The sequence below is a fragment of the Nocardiopsis kunsanensis DSM 44524 genome, assembly GCF_000340965.1.
Lineage (GTDB): Bacteria > Actinomycetota > Actinomycetes > Streptosporangiales > Streptosporangiaceae > Nocardiopsis > Nocardiopsis kunsanensis.
In genome coordinates this window covers 1-15121 of sequence record NZ_ANAY01000057.1, presented here as the reverse complement: position 1 = coordinate 15121, position 15121 = coordinate 1, and the positions used below count along the sequence as shown (strand labels likewise).

Sequence of the window (15121 nt, the reverse complement as noted above, 5' to 3'; positions counted from 1 at the left end):
CGGACTCTTGCCACCCGTGTTGTCACCGTACGTGAGCGATGCTTACCCGGAAAGGCTCACTGCCCCGCAGCATCGCGTTGAGCATGCCGCTCTGTTCGGCCACCGAGACACCCAGCATGACGGCGATGATGATCGCCAGGGGCGGGAAGGTCGCGAAGTTGTCCACCGCGTCGCCGAAGATGACCTGCATACCCTCGGCAGAGATCAGGCTCTCGACCTCGATACGTTCCCCGTCCGGGGATTTGGCCGACACATTCATGGCGTTGAGCGCGGCGCTGAGCAGGATCACGAGCACGGCCATGATGATGAACAGCCAGAACGGGTGCGGCAGTTTGTTCCCGGCCCGCTCGATCCCTCGTAGGGACCTCAAGAGCATGCGCATGGGCAGCTTGGGGCGCGTGGCATCGGATGTGGTCACGCGGCACTCCTTGCGTTCACGGGTCGCAGATCCATCGACTGGGTCCCCACATTGCAAGTGGGGTGGTGTGATGTGTCAAACACTGGCCAGGATCAGGCGTATCTCCCGCAAAGAACCGCCTTCGCGGTGGGTGTTCCCTGGTCGGGTGGGCCGATCGCCTCGGTCAACCGTTCGCGAGGTCGGCATGCATCTTCTTCAACCGGGGGCCGAACCCCCCGCGGATCGCCGTCGCCGCGGCCAGGTCCCCCACCGGCCCGAGCCCCGTACTGAACTCCACGACGTCGGTGTGTCGGGTGCCGGTGCCGCTGCCGTGTGGTTCGACCAGGTGTGTGTGCCGCCAGAACCGGAACGGGCCCCGCACCTGGCGGTCGGTGAAGGTGCGTCCCTCCTCGAAGGCGTCGATGACCGCGACCCAGCGCACCGGGTACAGGCCCGCGGCGCCCCAACGGATCTCCAGGACCTCCCCGGGGGCGAACCGCTCGGGCCAGGACACCGCCTCCACCCCGGGAGGCATCGCACGCTCGAACCCCTCCCGGCTCACCTCCAGGGCGAAGACGTCCTCCGGTGTGGCCGCGAAGTCCTCAACGACCCGCAGCGTGGTGGTGCGCTGCGGCCGCCGCACGACCCACGAGCGCCGAGCAGCGCCTGCCTCGTTCCCCATGTGCGGTCCCTTCTCCACCGCAGACCCCCCGAAACCCGCACCGTCGGCACCCGGCCCCGCCCCCGGAAGAAAAGCGCCCCGGCCCGAACCGTCCTCGGGCCGGGACGCGGTCGTGTCCCATGCCGGCCCGGCGCTCAGTGGACCTGTCGCCGGCCGTGTCTCAGGTCCGTCGGTTCACTTCTCGCCCTTGGCGACGAGGGTGAGCACGTCGTAGGTCGCGACGGGATCGCCCTCGGTGTTGGTCACCACGGCGTCCCAGCGCACCTCGCCGTAGTCGGCGTTGGTGCGCGGGGTGATCTGCTTGGCGGTCAGCGTCACCTTGATGGTCTCGCCCTCCTTGACGGGGGTGAGGAACCGCAGGTTGTCCACACCGAAGTTGGCCAGCACCGGGCCCGGCGCCGGGTCCACGAACAGGCCCGCTGCGAGCGAGACCACCAGGTACCCGTGGGCGACGATCCCGCCGAACAGCGGGTTGGCGGCCGCGGCCTCCTCGTCGGTGTGGGCGTAGAACGTGTCTCCGGTGAACTCGGCGAAGTGGTCGATGTCGGCGCGTGAGACCGTGCGCTCGGCCGAGGAGATCGTGTCACCGATCCGCAGGCTCGACAGGTCCTTGCGGAACGGGTGCACGTCGCCGACGTCGCGGCGCGAACCCGTGGTCCAGTGCCCGGTGATCGAGGTGAGCATGTCGGGTGTGCCCTGCACGGCCGTGCGCTGCATGTGGTGTTTGACGCCGCGCACGCCGCCCAGCTCCTCACCGCCGCCGGCGCGGCCGGGGCCGCCGTGCACCAGGACCGGCATCGGGGAACCGTGGCCGGTGGACTCCTTGGCGTCGTCGCGGTTGAGCACCAGGATGCGGCCGTGCCACGGGGCGGCACCCAGGACGATCTCGCGTGCGGTGTCCTCGTCGCGGGTGACCAGCGAACCCACCAGGGACCCCCGCCCGCGGGCGGCCAGTTCGACCGCTTCGCTCACCGACGAGTAGGCGAGCACGGTGCTGACGGGCCCGAAGGGTTCCACGTGGTGGGGTTCCTGCGCACCGGGGCGGGCCCGCAGCAGGACCGGGGAGACGAACGCGCCGGACTCGGCGTCGGCGCCGCCGTGCACCTCCACGGAGTCGGGGTCGCCGAAGGCCAGATCGCTGGAGGCCCGCAGGGCCTCGACCGACTCGCGCAGCCGGTCGCGCTGCTCGAGAGTGGCCAGCGGGCCCATCCGGGCATCGGGGTCGTCGGCGGCGCCCACCACGACCTTGGCCAGGCGTTCGCTCAGTGCCTCGGTGACGGCCTCGGCCATGGCCTCGGGAACCAGGACCCGGCGGATCGCGGTGCACTTCTGGCCGGCCTTGACCGTCATCTCCGTGACGACCTGCTTGACGAAGAGGTCGAACTCGGGGTCCTCCACGGCCACGTCCGGGCCGAGGATCGAGCAGTTGAGGGAATCGGCCTCGACGGTGAGCTGTACGCCGCCGTCGACGACGTTCGGGTGGCCGCGCAGGAGTGCCCCGGTGGCCGCGGAGCCGGTGAAGCCCAGGACGTCCTGCGGTCCCAGGTTCTCGACGAGGCCCTCGTGGGTGCCGGTGAGGAGCTGGAGGGATCCCTCGGGCATGAGGCCGGACTCGATGATGCGCCTGAACACGGCCACCGTCAGGTAGGCGGTCTGGTCGGCGGGCTTGACGATGCTGGGCAGGCCCGCGAGGAAGGCCGGGGCGAGCTTCTCGAGCATGCCCCACACGGGGAAGTTGAACGCGTTGATCTGCACGGCCACGCCCGGGCGGGAGGTGTACACGTGCTGGGCGACGAACGTGCCCTCCTTGCCGAGGGGCTCGAGGCCGCCGTCGAGGATCACGGTGGAGTTGGGCAGTTCGCGACGGCCCTTGCTGGAGAGGCTGAAGAGGGTGCCGAAGCCGCCGTCGACGTCCACTGCGGTGTCGCGCTTGTTGGCGCCGGTGCGGTGGGAGAGGGCGTAGAACTCCTCCTTGTGGCCCATGAGGTGCTTGGCGACCTCTTTGAGGATGTTGGCGCGCTGGTGGAAGGTGAGGGCGCGCACGGCCGGGCCGCCGACCTCGCGGGCATGGGTGATCATCGCGGCCGGGTCGGGGCCCCGGGCGGAGATGCGCGCGACGGTCTCCCCGGTGTTCGCGTCGGCCAGGGGCGTGCCTTCGTCCGCGGGGGTGAACCAGGACCCCTGTGCGTAGCTCTCCAGTACTTCGGACACGTGCAGGTCCTCTCCTCGGGCAGTGGAACATCCGGTACCGTATTACAGAACGATCGGTCAGTAAATGGGGTCCAAGTGTGCGAGGCCGCTCTCACCTGGGCTTTTGTTGCTCTGTTCCGGTGGCGGGGCAGACGTCTGGCAAGGCCGCCCGGCCCGTGGATGTCCAACACGGACACCGCGCGCAGCCTCCGGCCGGCGTCCGGCCCCGGCAACAGCTCTCCTGGGGGCGGTGTCCGGGACGTGCCCGAGGCCGAGCCGGGGCGGGCCGTAACCACACGTCGCCATGTCGACATTCGGCCGCGCGGGACGGGGCGGCCCCTCCGCTCGACGGGGCCGACCGCTCAGCGGGTCAGGGGCAGGATCTCCGCACCCGGCAGTTCGGCCGGCAGCTTCCCGGGGACCAGGAGCTTGGACCGGCGCAGCCCGCTGCCCACGACCACCTCGGGTTCGGCGGCCACGGCCTCGTCCACGAGCACGGGCCACCCCTCGGGCAACCCGAACGGGGTGATGCCGCCGTACTCCATTCCGGTCGCCCCCGTCGTCTCGTCCATCGGGGCGAACGAGGCCTTGCGGGCACCCAGGTGGCGGCGGATCGTCCCGTTGACGTCGGCGCGGTCGGTCGCCAGGACCAAACACGCTGCATAGGTGATCTCACCTGCGCGCTTGGCCGCGACCACGACACAGTTCGCGCTGGTGCCCAGGGGCAGGCCGTAGTGCTCGCAGAACTGCGCGGTGTCGGCCAGTTCCGGATCGATCTCGGCGACCCGGACCCGGTCCGTGCCCCCGACGGCGGCGAGCACGGGCTCGGCCAGGAGCTCGGGGCGGTCGTCGGCGTGCTGCCAGGTGAGTGTGCCCGTCATCGGGTCCCCTTCCGTCGAGGTGGCCTACGGGGCACAGCGTAATGAGCGCGCTCCCCGGGCGCTGCGGGTCTCGGCGCGCTCCCGGTCCCCGCTGCCCCGTGAGCCACTGTTTCTCCCGTGCTCGGAAGTGTGTCCGTGTTCAGACTGATGAGGGATGATCCGTCCGGTCGTGCCCCCGTACAATCCGGGTCATGTCCAACCGGTCCCCCGAGCCCCTCCCCGCAGGCACGCTGCACGAGCGCTACGTCCTCGGCCGGCGTGTGCGCAGTGATGCTTCGGGGACGGGTTACACCGCACACGACCTGCACACCGAGCGAACGGTCATGGTCACGGTCCTGCACCCACGCCTGGAGGAGGACGAGGGGGCCGTCGCCGCGTTCCTCGAGCGTGCCGAGGCGCTCAGCACCGTCTCCGGCCCCGGACTGGCCGACGTACTCGGCCACGGCCGCGACGGTGACCACGTCTACAGCGTCACCGAGTTCGCGCCCGGCGAGACCCTCACCGACGTCCTCCACCGACCCGACCAGTACCTGCGCTACTCCCCCGCCACCGCGTTGTCCGTGGTCGCCGACGTCCTCCAAGGGCTCGCAGCCATGCACCGGGCAGACCTGCTCCACGGAGCCATCAGCACCGACAGGATCGTGCTCGACGACAACGGCCGGGTCCGCCTCACCGGGTTCCCGCTGTTCTTCGACACCGAAACAGGACAGGAACCCGACGCCCGCTCCGACGTGCACGACATGGGCGCGGTCCTGTACACGCTCATGACCGGTAGCGAACCCGAGGACGACACCCGGCCCCTGCGTCCGTCCGCGGCCGTCCCCGAGATCCCGCCGGACCTGGACATGCTGGTCTTCAACGCGACCGAGCCCGACCCCCGCCACCGCCCCCGTGACGCCGGACAGTACCTGGCCATGGTCGACCAGGTGCTGCGGAACCTGCCCGAGGGCCACGGGGACCGGGAGGCCGAGGACACCCGGCCCATCCCGGTGGTCGCACCACCGGAAGGACAGGAGGGAGAGCGCGCGGGCGCCGTACCGTTCCGGAAGCGCGTCCCCGTCCTGGTCGCCGCCGGCGTACTCGTCCTGGCCCTGTTCGCCGGCGGATGGGTTCTCGTGGGCGGCAGCGGTACCGAACTCCCCGACCTCGCCGGCTCCGACCCGGACGAGGCGGAGGCCGAACTGGCCGCGCTCGACCTCGACCTCGAGGTGGGCCTCGACGAGGCCTACAGCAACGACATCGACCCCGGCGGAGTCGCGGGGACCACGCCCGGGCCCGGAACCGAGGTGGTCGAGGGCGACGAGGTCGTCCTCCACGTCTCCGAGGGGCCCCAGCACGTCGACGTGCCCGATGTGGTCGGTGGCAGCGAGGACGACGCCCGCACCGCCCTGCAGGAGGCCGGTCTCGGGGAGATCGACGTGGTGCGGGAGGACTCGGGCGACCACGATCCCGGCACCGTGCTGGCCACCGAACCGGAGGCCGGTCAGGAGGCCGACCGCGAGGACGCTGTCACCGTCACCGTCAGCGAGGGGATCATCGTCCCCGACCTCGCCGGCATGCCCCAGGGCGAGGCCGGGGACACGCTCGACGAGCTGAACCTCGGCGCGGAGGTCGTCCACGGCCACCACGACACCGTCCCCACGGGAGAGGTCATCGGACAGACCCCCGAACCCGGATCGGTCCTGCAGGACGAAGACACCGTCACCGTCACCGTCTCCGCCGGCCCCGAGGAGGAAGAACCCGAGGGCCCCGAGGACGACGCCGCTTCCGGGGACGACGGTGGCCAGGACGAGGACGGTCAGGACGACGGAGGCGGCAGCGAGTGCGGCGGCGTCGCCGCATGGGGCCCCGAGGCCACCTACAGCAGCGGTGACCGCGTGCACTTCCAGGGCAGCATCTACGAGGCCCAGGGCGAGATCCGGGCGATCCCACCGATCGTCGCCGATCAGTGGGACGTGTGGGAAGAGGTCGGCAGCTGCTGACCCACGCCCTGCGTCGGTGTGTGCGTCCTCCCGGAGGGCGCACACACCGCTGAGCGGTCGAATATGTGTGGATCCTCCATGCGAACCACCTCACACCGAATCTACCTTCGTGATGGCACCGATCCCTCGCCGGGGCTTTGCTCAGGCAGGTGCCGACTGGATGAAGCATGCGTACGACATCCCTGACCGCACTCACCTGTGTCCTGGCCGTCACCGCCACCGCCTGTGGGAGACCCGGTGACGCCGCGGGAGGAGACGGCGACGGCACCGTGAAGACCGGTGTCGTCCACTCCTCCTCCGGACCCCTGGCCACCTACGGAGAGCAGTACCGCGAAGGGTCCGAGGCAGGGCTCGACCACGCCACCGACGGAACGGGCGAGATCGACGGCAGACCAGTCGAGGTCGAGTACGCGGACGACGCGGGCGAACCCGACGCCGCCGTCTCCGCCGCCGACGACCACATCTTCCGCCCCGGCCGGCAGACCTACGGGGAAGCGCTCGACGCCGTGCACCGCATGGACCGCCCCGCCCGGTTGATGTGGTCCGCCCGCGGGCTCATGGACCAGACCCCGGGCTCTACACCCCCGAACGGCTGTCCGGTCTCCCCGCGACCGTGCGGACCGTGGCGATGCCCGACGACAACCACTACTCATCCCTGTTCGGGCCGACCTCCGCCCTGGTCGCCGAAGAGGTCCACACCCTGGTCGAGGAGACCGTTCAAGTGCAGGGCGAGCTGTAGCTCCAACGCACGGTCGGGTTGCTGCCAGTCGCTGCCGATGAGCTGTCCGATGCGCTCCAGGCGCTGGGCGACGGTATTGACGTGCACGTGCAACCGGTCCTTGGCGCGGGACAGGTTGCCCCCGGCCCCGAAGTAGGCGTGCAGGGTATCCACGAGCAGAGTGCCCCGGCGCCGGTCGTAGTCGAGCAACGGACCCAGCGTGCCGTGCACGAAACCCGGGACGTCGCGGTCCTGTCCCAGCAGCAGACCGGAGAAACCCAGGTCGGCGGAGGTGGCCACGTCGCCCTCCCGGCCCAGGGCACGCAAGGTCTGCAGACAACGGAAGGCCTCGGTGAAGGTGCTCCGGAACGCACCGGGACCGTCGGTCGGCCCGGCCACCCCCGCGGTGACCGGGCCGTTGGCCGCCGTGGACAGCTCCGAAGCCACCCGGCGCCCCGTGCCCGAGGGGTCCGACCCCGGAAGTGCGAGCACCAGCCGCCCCGACCGGCTCCCGGCCAACCCGCCCGTGGTCTCGGCGACGTGCGTGGCCGCCGACCGCAACCGCCCCGGATCGGCGCCGTCGGCCTCGGCGACCACCACGACATGTGGTTCGTCCAGGTCGGCGTGGAGCAGCGATGCCCGCCGGCGCAGTGACACCGGGTCGCGCGCAAGCGGTTCCAACAGCTCGTCGAGCAGATCGCCGCGCACCCGGTGCTCGGCCTCGCTCACCGACCGGCGGATCAGCAACAGCAACGCCGTGACCATCGCCGCGCGCTCCAGGACCCGCTGGTCGGTGCTGCCCAGCTCCACACCGCGCAGCACCAGCGTGCCCAACGGTTCCCCGCCGGCGGCCGCGACCGCGACCCACGCCCCCGCCCCGTGCTCGGCCCGGCCCCCTGACAGCGATGCGCGCACCGCCTCGGCCAGCTCTGCCTCCTCCGACACCGCCGGATCACCGCCGGGTACCGGCTCCCCGACCGCCCCGGACCGGGAGGCGGTCACCGACACGTCGGTGTTGCGGTCGTGGATGAGCACACTGCCACCCAGCACCTCGGCCAACGCCGCGGCGACCTCACGCACCCCTCCCCCGCTCAGCACCAGGTCGCCGAGCCTGTCGTGCGCCTCGGCGGAGCGCTCCACGGCGGCGGTGTGCCGCTGCAGGCGCTCGTTGGCCGTGTGCAGTTCGTCCAGGGCCCGCCGGGTGTCCGCGATGAGGTTGGCGTTGTCGATCGCGATGGCCGCGTGTGTGGCCAAGGACGACAGCAGCGCCACCTCCGAGTGGGCGAACGGGCGCTCCCGGCGGTTGGCGGCGAAGAGTACACCCACGTCCCGGCCGTTCATCTTCAACGGCACGCCGAGGATCGCCACCAGCCCCTCCTCCCGGACGGCGTGGTCGATGTCCTCGGTGTGCGTGAACCGGGGGTCGTCGAAGTAGTTGGCCGTCACGTACGGCAGCGCGGTGGTCGCGACCAGTCCGCCCAGTCCCTTGGCGGGCTCCAACCACAATTGCTGGAAGGAGGCCGAGACCGACCCCGAGGTGACCCTCATGGCGGTCCCGCCCCTCTCGGGATCACTGAGTGTGAGGTAGGCGGTGTCGGTGCCGAGCAGGTTCCGGGCACGCTCGACGATGGCGTGCAGGACCTGGTCGAGGCTGCGCATCCCGGCCAGGTCGTTCGCGGTCTCGAACAACGCGCTCAGTTCGTATTCGCGACGGCGCCGGTCCCGCATCACCGTCCGCACCCGCAACGCGGTGAGCTTGGCCCGCTCCAGTTCAGCGACCTCCTCCTGGGAGGCGCCGCGCGCACGCGCACGCAGGACCGGCCGCTCGTACTCCACCGTTGCGGCGTCGCGCAACAGCAGTTCCAGGAACACCTCCTGACCGGAAGGGTCCTCCGCGGTCCCGGGATCCTCCGGGGTCAGCTCGCCGTCCATGCACCGTCCACGGGTAGGGAGGCGCCGTTGATGAACGACGCCTCGCGTGCGCACAGGTAGACCACCAGTTCGGCGACCTCCTCCGGTTCGACGAGGCGCTTGACCGGGCTGCGTGCCAGCAGGACCTCGTCGACCACCTGCTCCTCGGATACGCCGTGTGCGCGTGCCTGCTCGGTGATCTGGTGCTCCACGAGCGGGGTGCGCACGTACCCGGGGTTGACGCAGTTGGAAGTGACCCCGTGTTCGGCGCCCTCCAGTGCTATGACCTTCGACAAGCCTTCCAGGCCGTGCTTGGCAGCGACGTAGGCCGACTTGTAGGGCGAGGCCCGCAGACCGTGCACCGAGGAGATGTTGACGACACGGCCCCACCCGTGCTCGTACATGTGCGGGAGCGCACCGCGCACCACTCGGAAGGGCGCCTCCAACATGAGCCGCAACATCAGGGAGAAACGGTCGACGGGGAAGTCCTGAACGGGGGCGACCGTCTGCACGCCGGCGTTGTTGACGACCACATCGGCGCCGCGGCCCACGGCTTCGGCGGCGTCGAGGTCGGTGAGGTCGGTCTCCAGCGGCTCGCCGACGCCGAACCCGGTGAGCGCCGCACCGTCGACGTCGACCAGGCGCACGTGGGCCCCGGCAGCGGCCAGACGCAGGGCACAGGCGCGTCCGATACCACTGGCGGCCCCGGTGACCAGGGCGGTCCTACCGGTGAGGTCGACGGAAGCGGTCCGGGGCTCGGACGCGATGTCCGGGTCGGAGGGATGCCGTCGCTTGCCCGTGGGGCTCTCGTGCGTCGTCATGGCAGCAAACTAGGTCGCCCACGCTGCTCGCGGGATGGTCGGCCCGCACATACTCCCCGGAGAGATCATGTGGTGCGTGGCCATGGGTGGTGTGCAGCTGTGTGGTTCCCACAGGTCCCGTGTGCGCGCACTGGACCTCACCACCATGTAACCCGTATCACAGAAGAACGAGGATGGGCCCACGGATCTCGGCCGCCCCCCGCTCGCCGAGCCAGGACACCGACCGAAAGGCCCCCTCATGGACGATCCGGTATCGTCCCGGAGCCCTCTGACGATCGTGACGGCCGCAGCGGTCCTACTGCTCCTGACCGCCACCACCGTCACGGCCCACGCCCCCCGGGCGTCGGCCGCCGGCCTCACCCCCGTCCCCGACTTCGGAGCGGACCCCGGGACCCTCTCCCTGTACACGTACGTCCCCGACGACCTCGCCGAAGGAGCCCCGCTGGTGGTGCTCCTGCACGGCTGTTCCCAGGACGCCGATACCTACCACGCCCACTCGGGGTGGGCCGAGCAGGCCGACGAGTCGGGTTTCGCTCTCGCCTACGCCGAACAGGACAGCACCAACAACCTGCAGGCGTGCTTCAACTGGTTCGAACCCGGCGACACAGCACGCGACTCCGGAGAGGCCGCGTCGGTCCGTTCGATGGTCGACCACACCCTCGACACCCACGGCCTGGACCCGGGCCGGGTCTTCGTCTCCGGCCTGTCCGCCGGCGGCGCCATGGCCGGCGAACTCCTGGCGGCCTACCCCGACGTCTTCGCCGGCGGGGACGTGGTCGCCGGTATCCCCGTCGGATGTGCCGAGAGCTTGGTGGACGCGACCACGTGCATGAGCTTCGGCAAGGACCGTACCCCGGAGCAGTGGGGCGACGAGGTGCGTGCCGAGTACGACGGCGACACCTCGTGGCCGCGAGTGGCCGTCTGGCACGGCAGCTCCGACACCACCGTCGTCCCCACCAACGGTGACGCATCGGTCGACCAGTGGACCGACGTCCACGGTCTGTCCGGGGGCCCCGACGAGACCGCCGAGTTGCCCGGCGGCACCACTGCCGAGTACTACGGCGGGTCCGCCGACGGCGCGACCGTTGCCCACTTCACCGTTGAGGGGCTGGGGCACGGGACCCCCGTCGCCCCCGACGAGGGATGCGGGACCACCGGCCCCTTCTTCCCGGACTCGGTCTGCGCCAGTGCGTACACCGCGCAGTTCTGGGGCATCGCCTAACACCCGGGCCCGGGCGCGCTCAGTCGCGCTCGGGCAGGCGGGCCTCCCCCGCGAGCACGTTCTGCGTCAACTGCACCAGCACGACGCGGGCGGCCTCGAACTCCTCCTCCGGGACCCCGATGACCTCGCGGATCGCTTCGGGGATGCCCTCGACATCGGCACGCATACGGGCCCCCTCGTCGGTGAGCAGGATCCGTACCGAACGCTCGTCCCTCGGGTCCCGGGCGCGCTCCAGGAGGCCGTTGGTCTCCAGGCGTTTGAGCAGAGGGGTGAGGGTGCCGTAGTCCAACTGCAGCACGTGGCCGACCTCCTTGACCGAGCACGAACCGCGTTCCCACAGCAACATCATGACGAGGTACTGCGGATACGTCAGCCCCAGAGGCTCTAGGAGCGGCCGGTAGAGGTTGGTGACAGCGCGTGAGGCCGTGTACAGAGCGAAACACATCTGCTCGTCCACGGCCGGAAGGGAGAAGTCACCTGAGGGGGCTGGGGAACAGTCCGACATCGGGAACATCGTAGGACCCGCCGACCCGTTGTCAAAGCTTGCGACGCCGCAGCGTATCGGCATGAGGAGGGCCGACGTCCGATCTCTCGCATGCTGCACATGCCCGGCTACCACACAATGGGCGAAGCGCACATGTGCGTGCATGGGAACCACGTCTCCCGGCCGACATCGACCTTCCACAGGCTGTGGACGGACGGCAGCCGACGCAGGTCACTCCTCCGGTGTGCTGTCCGGCAACTGTCGTTTGACCACCTTCCCCGTCGCGTTGCGCGGCAGTTCCGGAAGCACGACCACGTCCCGGGGCACCGAGTACCGGCCCAACTCGGTGCGCACCTGCAGCCGCACCGCGTTCGGATCCACCACCGCGCCGTCGTGCGGGACCACGTACGCCGCGAAACGCTGCCCGAACTCCTCGTCGGGCACACCCTTGACCGCGACCTCCCGGACCCCCGGCATCGCGACGACGGCCTCCTCCACCGGGCGGGGGAACACGTTCTCCCCGCCGGAGACGATCATGTCGTCGTCCCGGCCCGCCACGTGCAACAGCCCGTGCCCGTCCACATGACCGCGGTCGCCGGTCTCCATCAGCCCCAGCACCGTCTTCTTGCTCCTGCCGTTCGTGTACCCGTCGAACAACATGTGGTTCCCGACGAAGATCGATCCTTCGCTCCCGGCCGGCAGCTCATTGCCGTCGGGATCCAGGATCGCCACCCGGGTCCCCAACGGGGGGCGGCCGGCCGTCGTCGGGGCTCTGCGCATGTCCTGCGGTCCCGCGATCGTCGCCCACGACACCTCTGTCGAGCCGTACAGGTTGTACAGCACGTCCCCGAAGGTGTCCATGAAATCGGTGATCAGCTTCGGGCTCATCGCCGAACCGCTGCACGCCACGACCCGCAGCGACGAGGTGTCGTACTTCTCCCGCACCGACCGCGGCAGGTCCATGATCCGGCGCAGCATCACCGGAACCGCGAACAACGCCGTGCACCGCTGCTCCTGGACGGTGCGCAACACGTCCTCGGGTCCGAACAACCGGCGCGTCACCAGCGTTGCCCGCATCGACATCCCCAGCTGCACCCCGGCCAGGCCCCACGTGTGGAAGATCGGCGCGGAGACGAGGATCCGGTCCGAGGACCGCAACGGGATCCGCGACAGCACCGACGCCGCGTCCTGCGGCCCCTTCGGTGTGGGACGGCGCGCCCCCTTGGGAGCTCCGGTCGTCCCCGACGTGAGGACCACCAACCGGCCAGGACGCGCCGGCGGTGCCGACCCCTCCCCCTGCACCTCGGCGGGCCGCCACGGGACCTTCGGAGCCGACGACGGATCGCCCCAGGCCGCGAACCGAGGAACCTCAGGCGGCAACCCGGAGTGGACCTCCTCGAACTCGGCATCGGCGATCAGCGCACCCACCTCGTTGTCGGCTGCTGCCGCGGTGATCTGGGCGGTGGCCAGCCCGGTGTTGAGCAGGACCACGTCGGCACCCAGGCGTCCGCACGCGATCATCGCCTGCACGAAACCGCTGTGGTTGCGGCACAGGAGACCGACACGGGTGCCTTCCCGGACCCCGTGCCGCCACAGGTCCTGGGCGAGCTGCTTCCCGCGCTGGTTCATGTCTGCGAAGGTCGAGTCCCCGTCCTCGTCGATGATCGCCACGGCGCCCGGAGTTCGTTCGTTCGCGGCCGCGTAGCCGCCTGCGATGGTCGGCCTCCACGCTCTCAGGGCCTTGAGCTGGCGGACGATCCTGTCCGGACGCCCGGGGGAGAGCACCCCCGCGCGGACCAGGACCCGCACCGTCTCGAAGGTCTGGCGCAAGGGGGAGGGGACGGGAGCGCTTCCGGCGTCTGCTGCCATGGTGTCTCCGAAGGGTCGGGGACGGGGGCGAAGCGGGCCGCGCCCTCCGGGGAGCCTTCGCCTCGTGACTCCGCGGAGTACTGCGACCGTAGGCGAGGAGCCCATGGGGTTTCTTCGGCGTGCGGTGAGTCACTACCGGTGCGTAGTTGTCATCCGGGCACACATGCTCCGCCACCGAACGCACGGGCCCTCACTTGCAGCGGCCCGGGGGAGACGGTCCGCCCCGGAGGGTCCCTCGTCGAGTAGAACGGCCGGGCGCACGACCGGGGTGAACCGGCCGAGCGCCCGGCGCTGGTACCCGTTCAGCCGACCCGTCGCCGCGGCCGGACGCCCACGGACGTGCACCGAGGACACGGTGCGTGGACGGCCACGCACCGACGGCGCCCACGGTCGGCCCCGGTCACGAACCGACCGTGATGGGGGTCTCCGGGTCGTCGGTGTTGGTCACCTCGTAGGTCGCCTCGAACACGGCCTCGTCGTCGTCGGAGCACGCGGTGTCGCCCTCCAACTCGATCGGGGCCGTGGTGTCGAAGCCGAGCGTGGAGACCGTCCCGCCGTTCGTCCACGTGCCCTGGATGCCGACGGGGGCGTCGGGGCTGACCGTCGCGGTGCAGGAAGCCAGCCCGCTCGTGTTCACCACGATCCCGGCAGCGGGGACGTGCATCGTGCCGACGGTGGTCGCACCGTGCTGCATGGACATGTCCCAGACGGCGTCGGTGACATCGACCTCGACGTCCACCAGGGGAAGGTCGGACTCGCAGTCGTCGAAACCAGGGGCGTTGATGGAGCCGGTGACGGCCCCCTCGGGGTTGTGGTTGTCGGGCTCGTCCGGAACCAGGTTGTTGCCGTCACCGGGGGCACTGTCCGAGACCGTGCAGGTCACCGTCATCGGTCCGGCCTCGAAGGTCGCCTCGCCGGCCAGGGAGACGGAGAACGCGGCACCGGCCGGCTCGACAGTGGTGGATTCCTGCTGGGCGTGGGCAGGGCCGCCCCAGGTCAGGAGGAGTGCCCCGGCACCGGCCAGGGCGAGAACGGGGCGGGCCGCTGATCGCGGGAACGACATGGAATCTCCTTGTGGTGAGAAGCCGGGGCCGACGCAGCTGAGCGGCGTGGCCCGGCACCGAGCGGGGAATTCGCGCCGATGGGTCGCCGTGGTGGTCCGATGGTCGGCCGACGGGGTACACGGATGCACGCCCCTCGTCGGGTCCCGAGATCCTGATCGGCCTCGGGTGGTCGACATCCTCGGACACGCTCCGAGCCATTTCAAGAGTGTTTCTGTTGCTTTTTCAGAGTGTGCCGGTTGAGCTGGAAAAATGTGCTTATCCTCTTCTGTGTCAGGCTGTGACCTGGGGGTATATAAATCCCGAATAGTTTTTCAAGCAGCGCGGTAAGGCTCCGACCAGTGCTGTTGTCAATTCAGGAACGGGGTTCGCGAAAAAGGGCCTTCAAGGGTGTTTCACCATTCTTGTCACATGTGTGAGCCGAGTGCCGGCGTGGTTTCCTCACCCGGTTGAGCGCTGGGTGCCGGTGGGGTGCGCGTGAGGCACGCGGTCCGCTGGGCGGGAAGAGCCGCCGGGGAGGGGTCGGAGGAAGGGGTGGACAGGCTCTGTCATGGCCCTCGCGGCCTGTGGGGGCGAGGGTCCCGTCCCCACACGGTGCCCGGTCGACCCCCGCGCGCGAGCGCGAAGGCCGAAGGGGAGGGTCGGCCGGACGGGCGTTCTCGCGTGCACGGGTGGCGGCGCTGCGAAGGGGCGAATCGCCCCCGGGGGGCGGGCTTTGCAGTGTGAGCGGGGGCACAGGATCTCGGTTTGCTCCGCTCCTGGGCGGGGGGTAGTGTTTTCCGAGTCGCCACGGAGCGGACATGCGGAACGAACACCGGGCCGCAACCGACCGTCGGACGAACACCTCTTCTTCGGAACTTGGTTCGAGCACTGCTCGGGACATGTAAACTCGAAGAGTTGCTC

The 15121-nt window shown here is 70.3% G+C and carries 10 protein-coding genes and 2 pseudogenes; 3 read left to right on the top strand and 9 right to left on the bottom strand.

All coding sequences use genetic code 11. The annotated features are described in order from the left end of the window. Positions 1 to 58: 58 nt before the first annotated feature. From D456_RS0122955 to D456_RS0122940, 4 genes and pseudogenes are all read right to left on the bottom strand, one after another. Positions 59 to 382, bottom strand: a pseudogene (locus tag D456_RS0122955) (AbgT family transporter); the annotation flags it as partial. 199 nt (positions 383 to 581) lie between these two features. Further along, complete coding sequence (locus D456_RS0122950) at positions 582 to 1079, bottom strand: SRPBCC family protein (RefSeq protein WP_051049532.1); 498 nt, start codon at positions 1077 to 1079, stop codon at positions 582 to 584. Between the two features lie 174 nt (positions 1080 to 1253). Continuing rightward, a complete protein-coding gene (gene paaZ, locus D456_RS0122945) occupies positions 1254 to 3290 on the bottom strand; it encodes a phenylacetic acid degradation bifunctional protein PaaZ (protein WP_017578521.1) in 2037 nt (678 codons plus the stop codon). A gap of 341 nt (positions 3291 to 3631) precedes the next feature. Continuing rightward, positions 3632 to 4150: a YbaK/EbsC family protein gene (locus tag D456_RS0122940; protein WP_017578520.1), complete on the bottom strand. Its 519-nt coding sequence runs from the start codon at positions 4148 to 4150 to the stop codon at positions 3632 to 3634. 191 nt (positions 4151 to 4341) lie between these two features. Here D456_RS0122940 and D456_RS0122935 point away from each other — a divergent pair, with 191 nt between their 5' ends. Then, a complete protein-coding gene (locus D456_RS0122935) occupies positions 4342 to 6132 on the top strand; it encodes a PASTA domain-containing protein (protein WP_017578519.1) in 1791 nt (596 codons plus the stop codon). Positions 6133 to 6299: 167 nt separating this feature from the next. Beyond that, positions 6300 to 6530 (top strand): annotated as a pseudogene (locus D456_RS26375) (amino acid ABC transporter substrate-binding protein); the annotation flags it as partial. Positions 6531 to 6781: 251 nt separating this feature from the next. On the opposite strand, the gene D456_RS0122930 reads toward D456_RS26375, so the two are convergent. Beyond that, positions 6782 to 8782 carry a helix-turn-helix domain-containing protein gene (locus D456_RS0122930; RefSeq protein ID WP_017578518.1) on the bottom strand — a complete coding sequence of 667 codons (2001 nt, stop codon included), beginning with the start codon at positions 8780 to 8782 and terminating at the stop codon, positions 6782 to 6784. Next, the gene (locus tag D456_RS0122925; RefSeq protein WP_017578517.1) at positions 8767 to 9582 is read right to left on the bottom strand and encodes a 3-hydroxybutyrate dehydrogenase; all 816 of its coding nucleotides are present in this window, start codon (positions 9580 to 9582) and stop codon (positions 8767 to 8769) included. The genes D456_RS0122930 and D456_RS0122925 overlap by 16 nt, the downstream gene beginning before the upstream one ends. 238 nt (positions 9583 to 9820) lie before the next feature. On the opposite strand from D456_RS0122925, the gene D456_RS0122915 reads away from it, so the two are divergent. Then, entirely contained in the window at positions 9821 to 10804 is a 984-nt protein-coding gene (locus D456_RS0122915) for an extracellular catalytic domain type 1 short-chain-length polyhydroxyalkanoate depolymerase (protein ID WP_017578516.1), read from the top strand. Between the two features lie 19 nt (positions 10805 to 10823). On the opposite strand, the gene D456_RS0122910 is transcribed toward D456_RS0122915, so the two are convergent. The 3 genes from D456_RS0122910 to D456_RS0122900 all read right to left on the bottom strand — a co-directional run bounded on the left by D456_RS0122910 (position 10824) and on the right by D456_RS0122900 (position 14220). Further along, positions 10824 to 11309 carry a MarR family winged helix-turn-helix transcriptional regulator gene (locus tag D456_RS0122910; RefSeq protein WP_026116151.1) on the bottom strand — a complete coding sequence of 162 codons (486 nt, stop codon included), beginning with the start codon at positions 11307 to 11309 and terminating at the stop codon, positions 10824 to 10826. A gap of 210 nt (positions 11310 to 11519) precedes the next feature. Next, a complete protein-coding gene (locus D456_RS0122905; RefSeq protein WP_026116150.1) occupies positions 11520 to 13157 on the bottom strand; it encodes an AMP-binding protein in 1638 nt (545 codons plus the stop codon). A 400-nt stretch (positions 13158 to 13557) separates the two neighbouring features. Then, positions 13558 to 14220: a hypothetical protein gene (locus D456_RS0122900; protein ID WP_017578513.1), complete on the bottom strand. Its 663-nt coding sequence runs from the start codon at positions 14218 to 14220 to the stop codon at positions 13558 to 13560. Positions 14221 to 15121 lie beyond the last annotated feature (901 nt).

Excerpts from the sequence above, each read along its gene's own strand:
- D456_RS0122930 (WP_017578518.1), bottom strand. The coding sequence starts at position 8,782 with ATGGACGGCGAGCTGACCCCGGAGGATCCCGGGACCGCGGAGGACCCT.
- D456_RS0122900 (WP_017578513.1), bottom strand. The coding sequence starts at position 14,220 with ATGTCGTTCCCGCGATCAGCGGCCCGCCCCGTTCTCGCCCTGGCCGGT.
- D456_RS0122905 (WP_026116150.1), bottom strand. The coding sequence starts at position 13,157 with ATGGCAGCAGACGCCGGAAGCGCTCCCGTCCCCTCCCCCTTGCGCCAG.
- D456_RS0122940 (WP_017578520.1), bottom strand. The coding sequence starts at position 4,150 with ATGACGGGCACACTCACCTGGCAGCACGCCGACGACCGCCCCGAGCTC.
- D456_RS0122950 (WP_051049532.1), bottom strand. The coding sequence starts at position 1,079 with ATGGGGAACGAGGCAGGCGCTGCTCGGCGCTCGTGGGTCGTGCGGCGG.
- D456_RS0122935 (WP_017578519.1), top strand. The coding sequence starts at position 4,342 with ATGTCCAACCGGTCCCCCGAGCCCCTCCCCGCAGGCACGCTGCACGAG.
- D456_RS0122925 (WP_017578517.1), bottom strand. The coding sequence starts at position 9,582 with ATGACGACGCACGAGAGCCCCACGGGCAAGCGACGGCATCCCTCCGAC.
- D456_RS0122910 (WP_026116151.1), bottom strand. The coding sequence starts at position 11,309 with ATGTCGGACTGTTCCCCAGCCCCCTCAGGTGACTTCTCCCTTCCGGCC.
- D456_RS0122915 (WP_017578516.1), top strand. The coding sequence starts at position 9,821 with ATGGACGATCCGGTATCGTCCCGGAGCCCTCTGACGATCGTGACGGCC.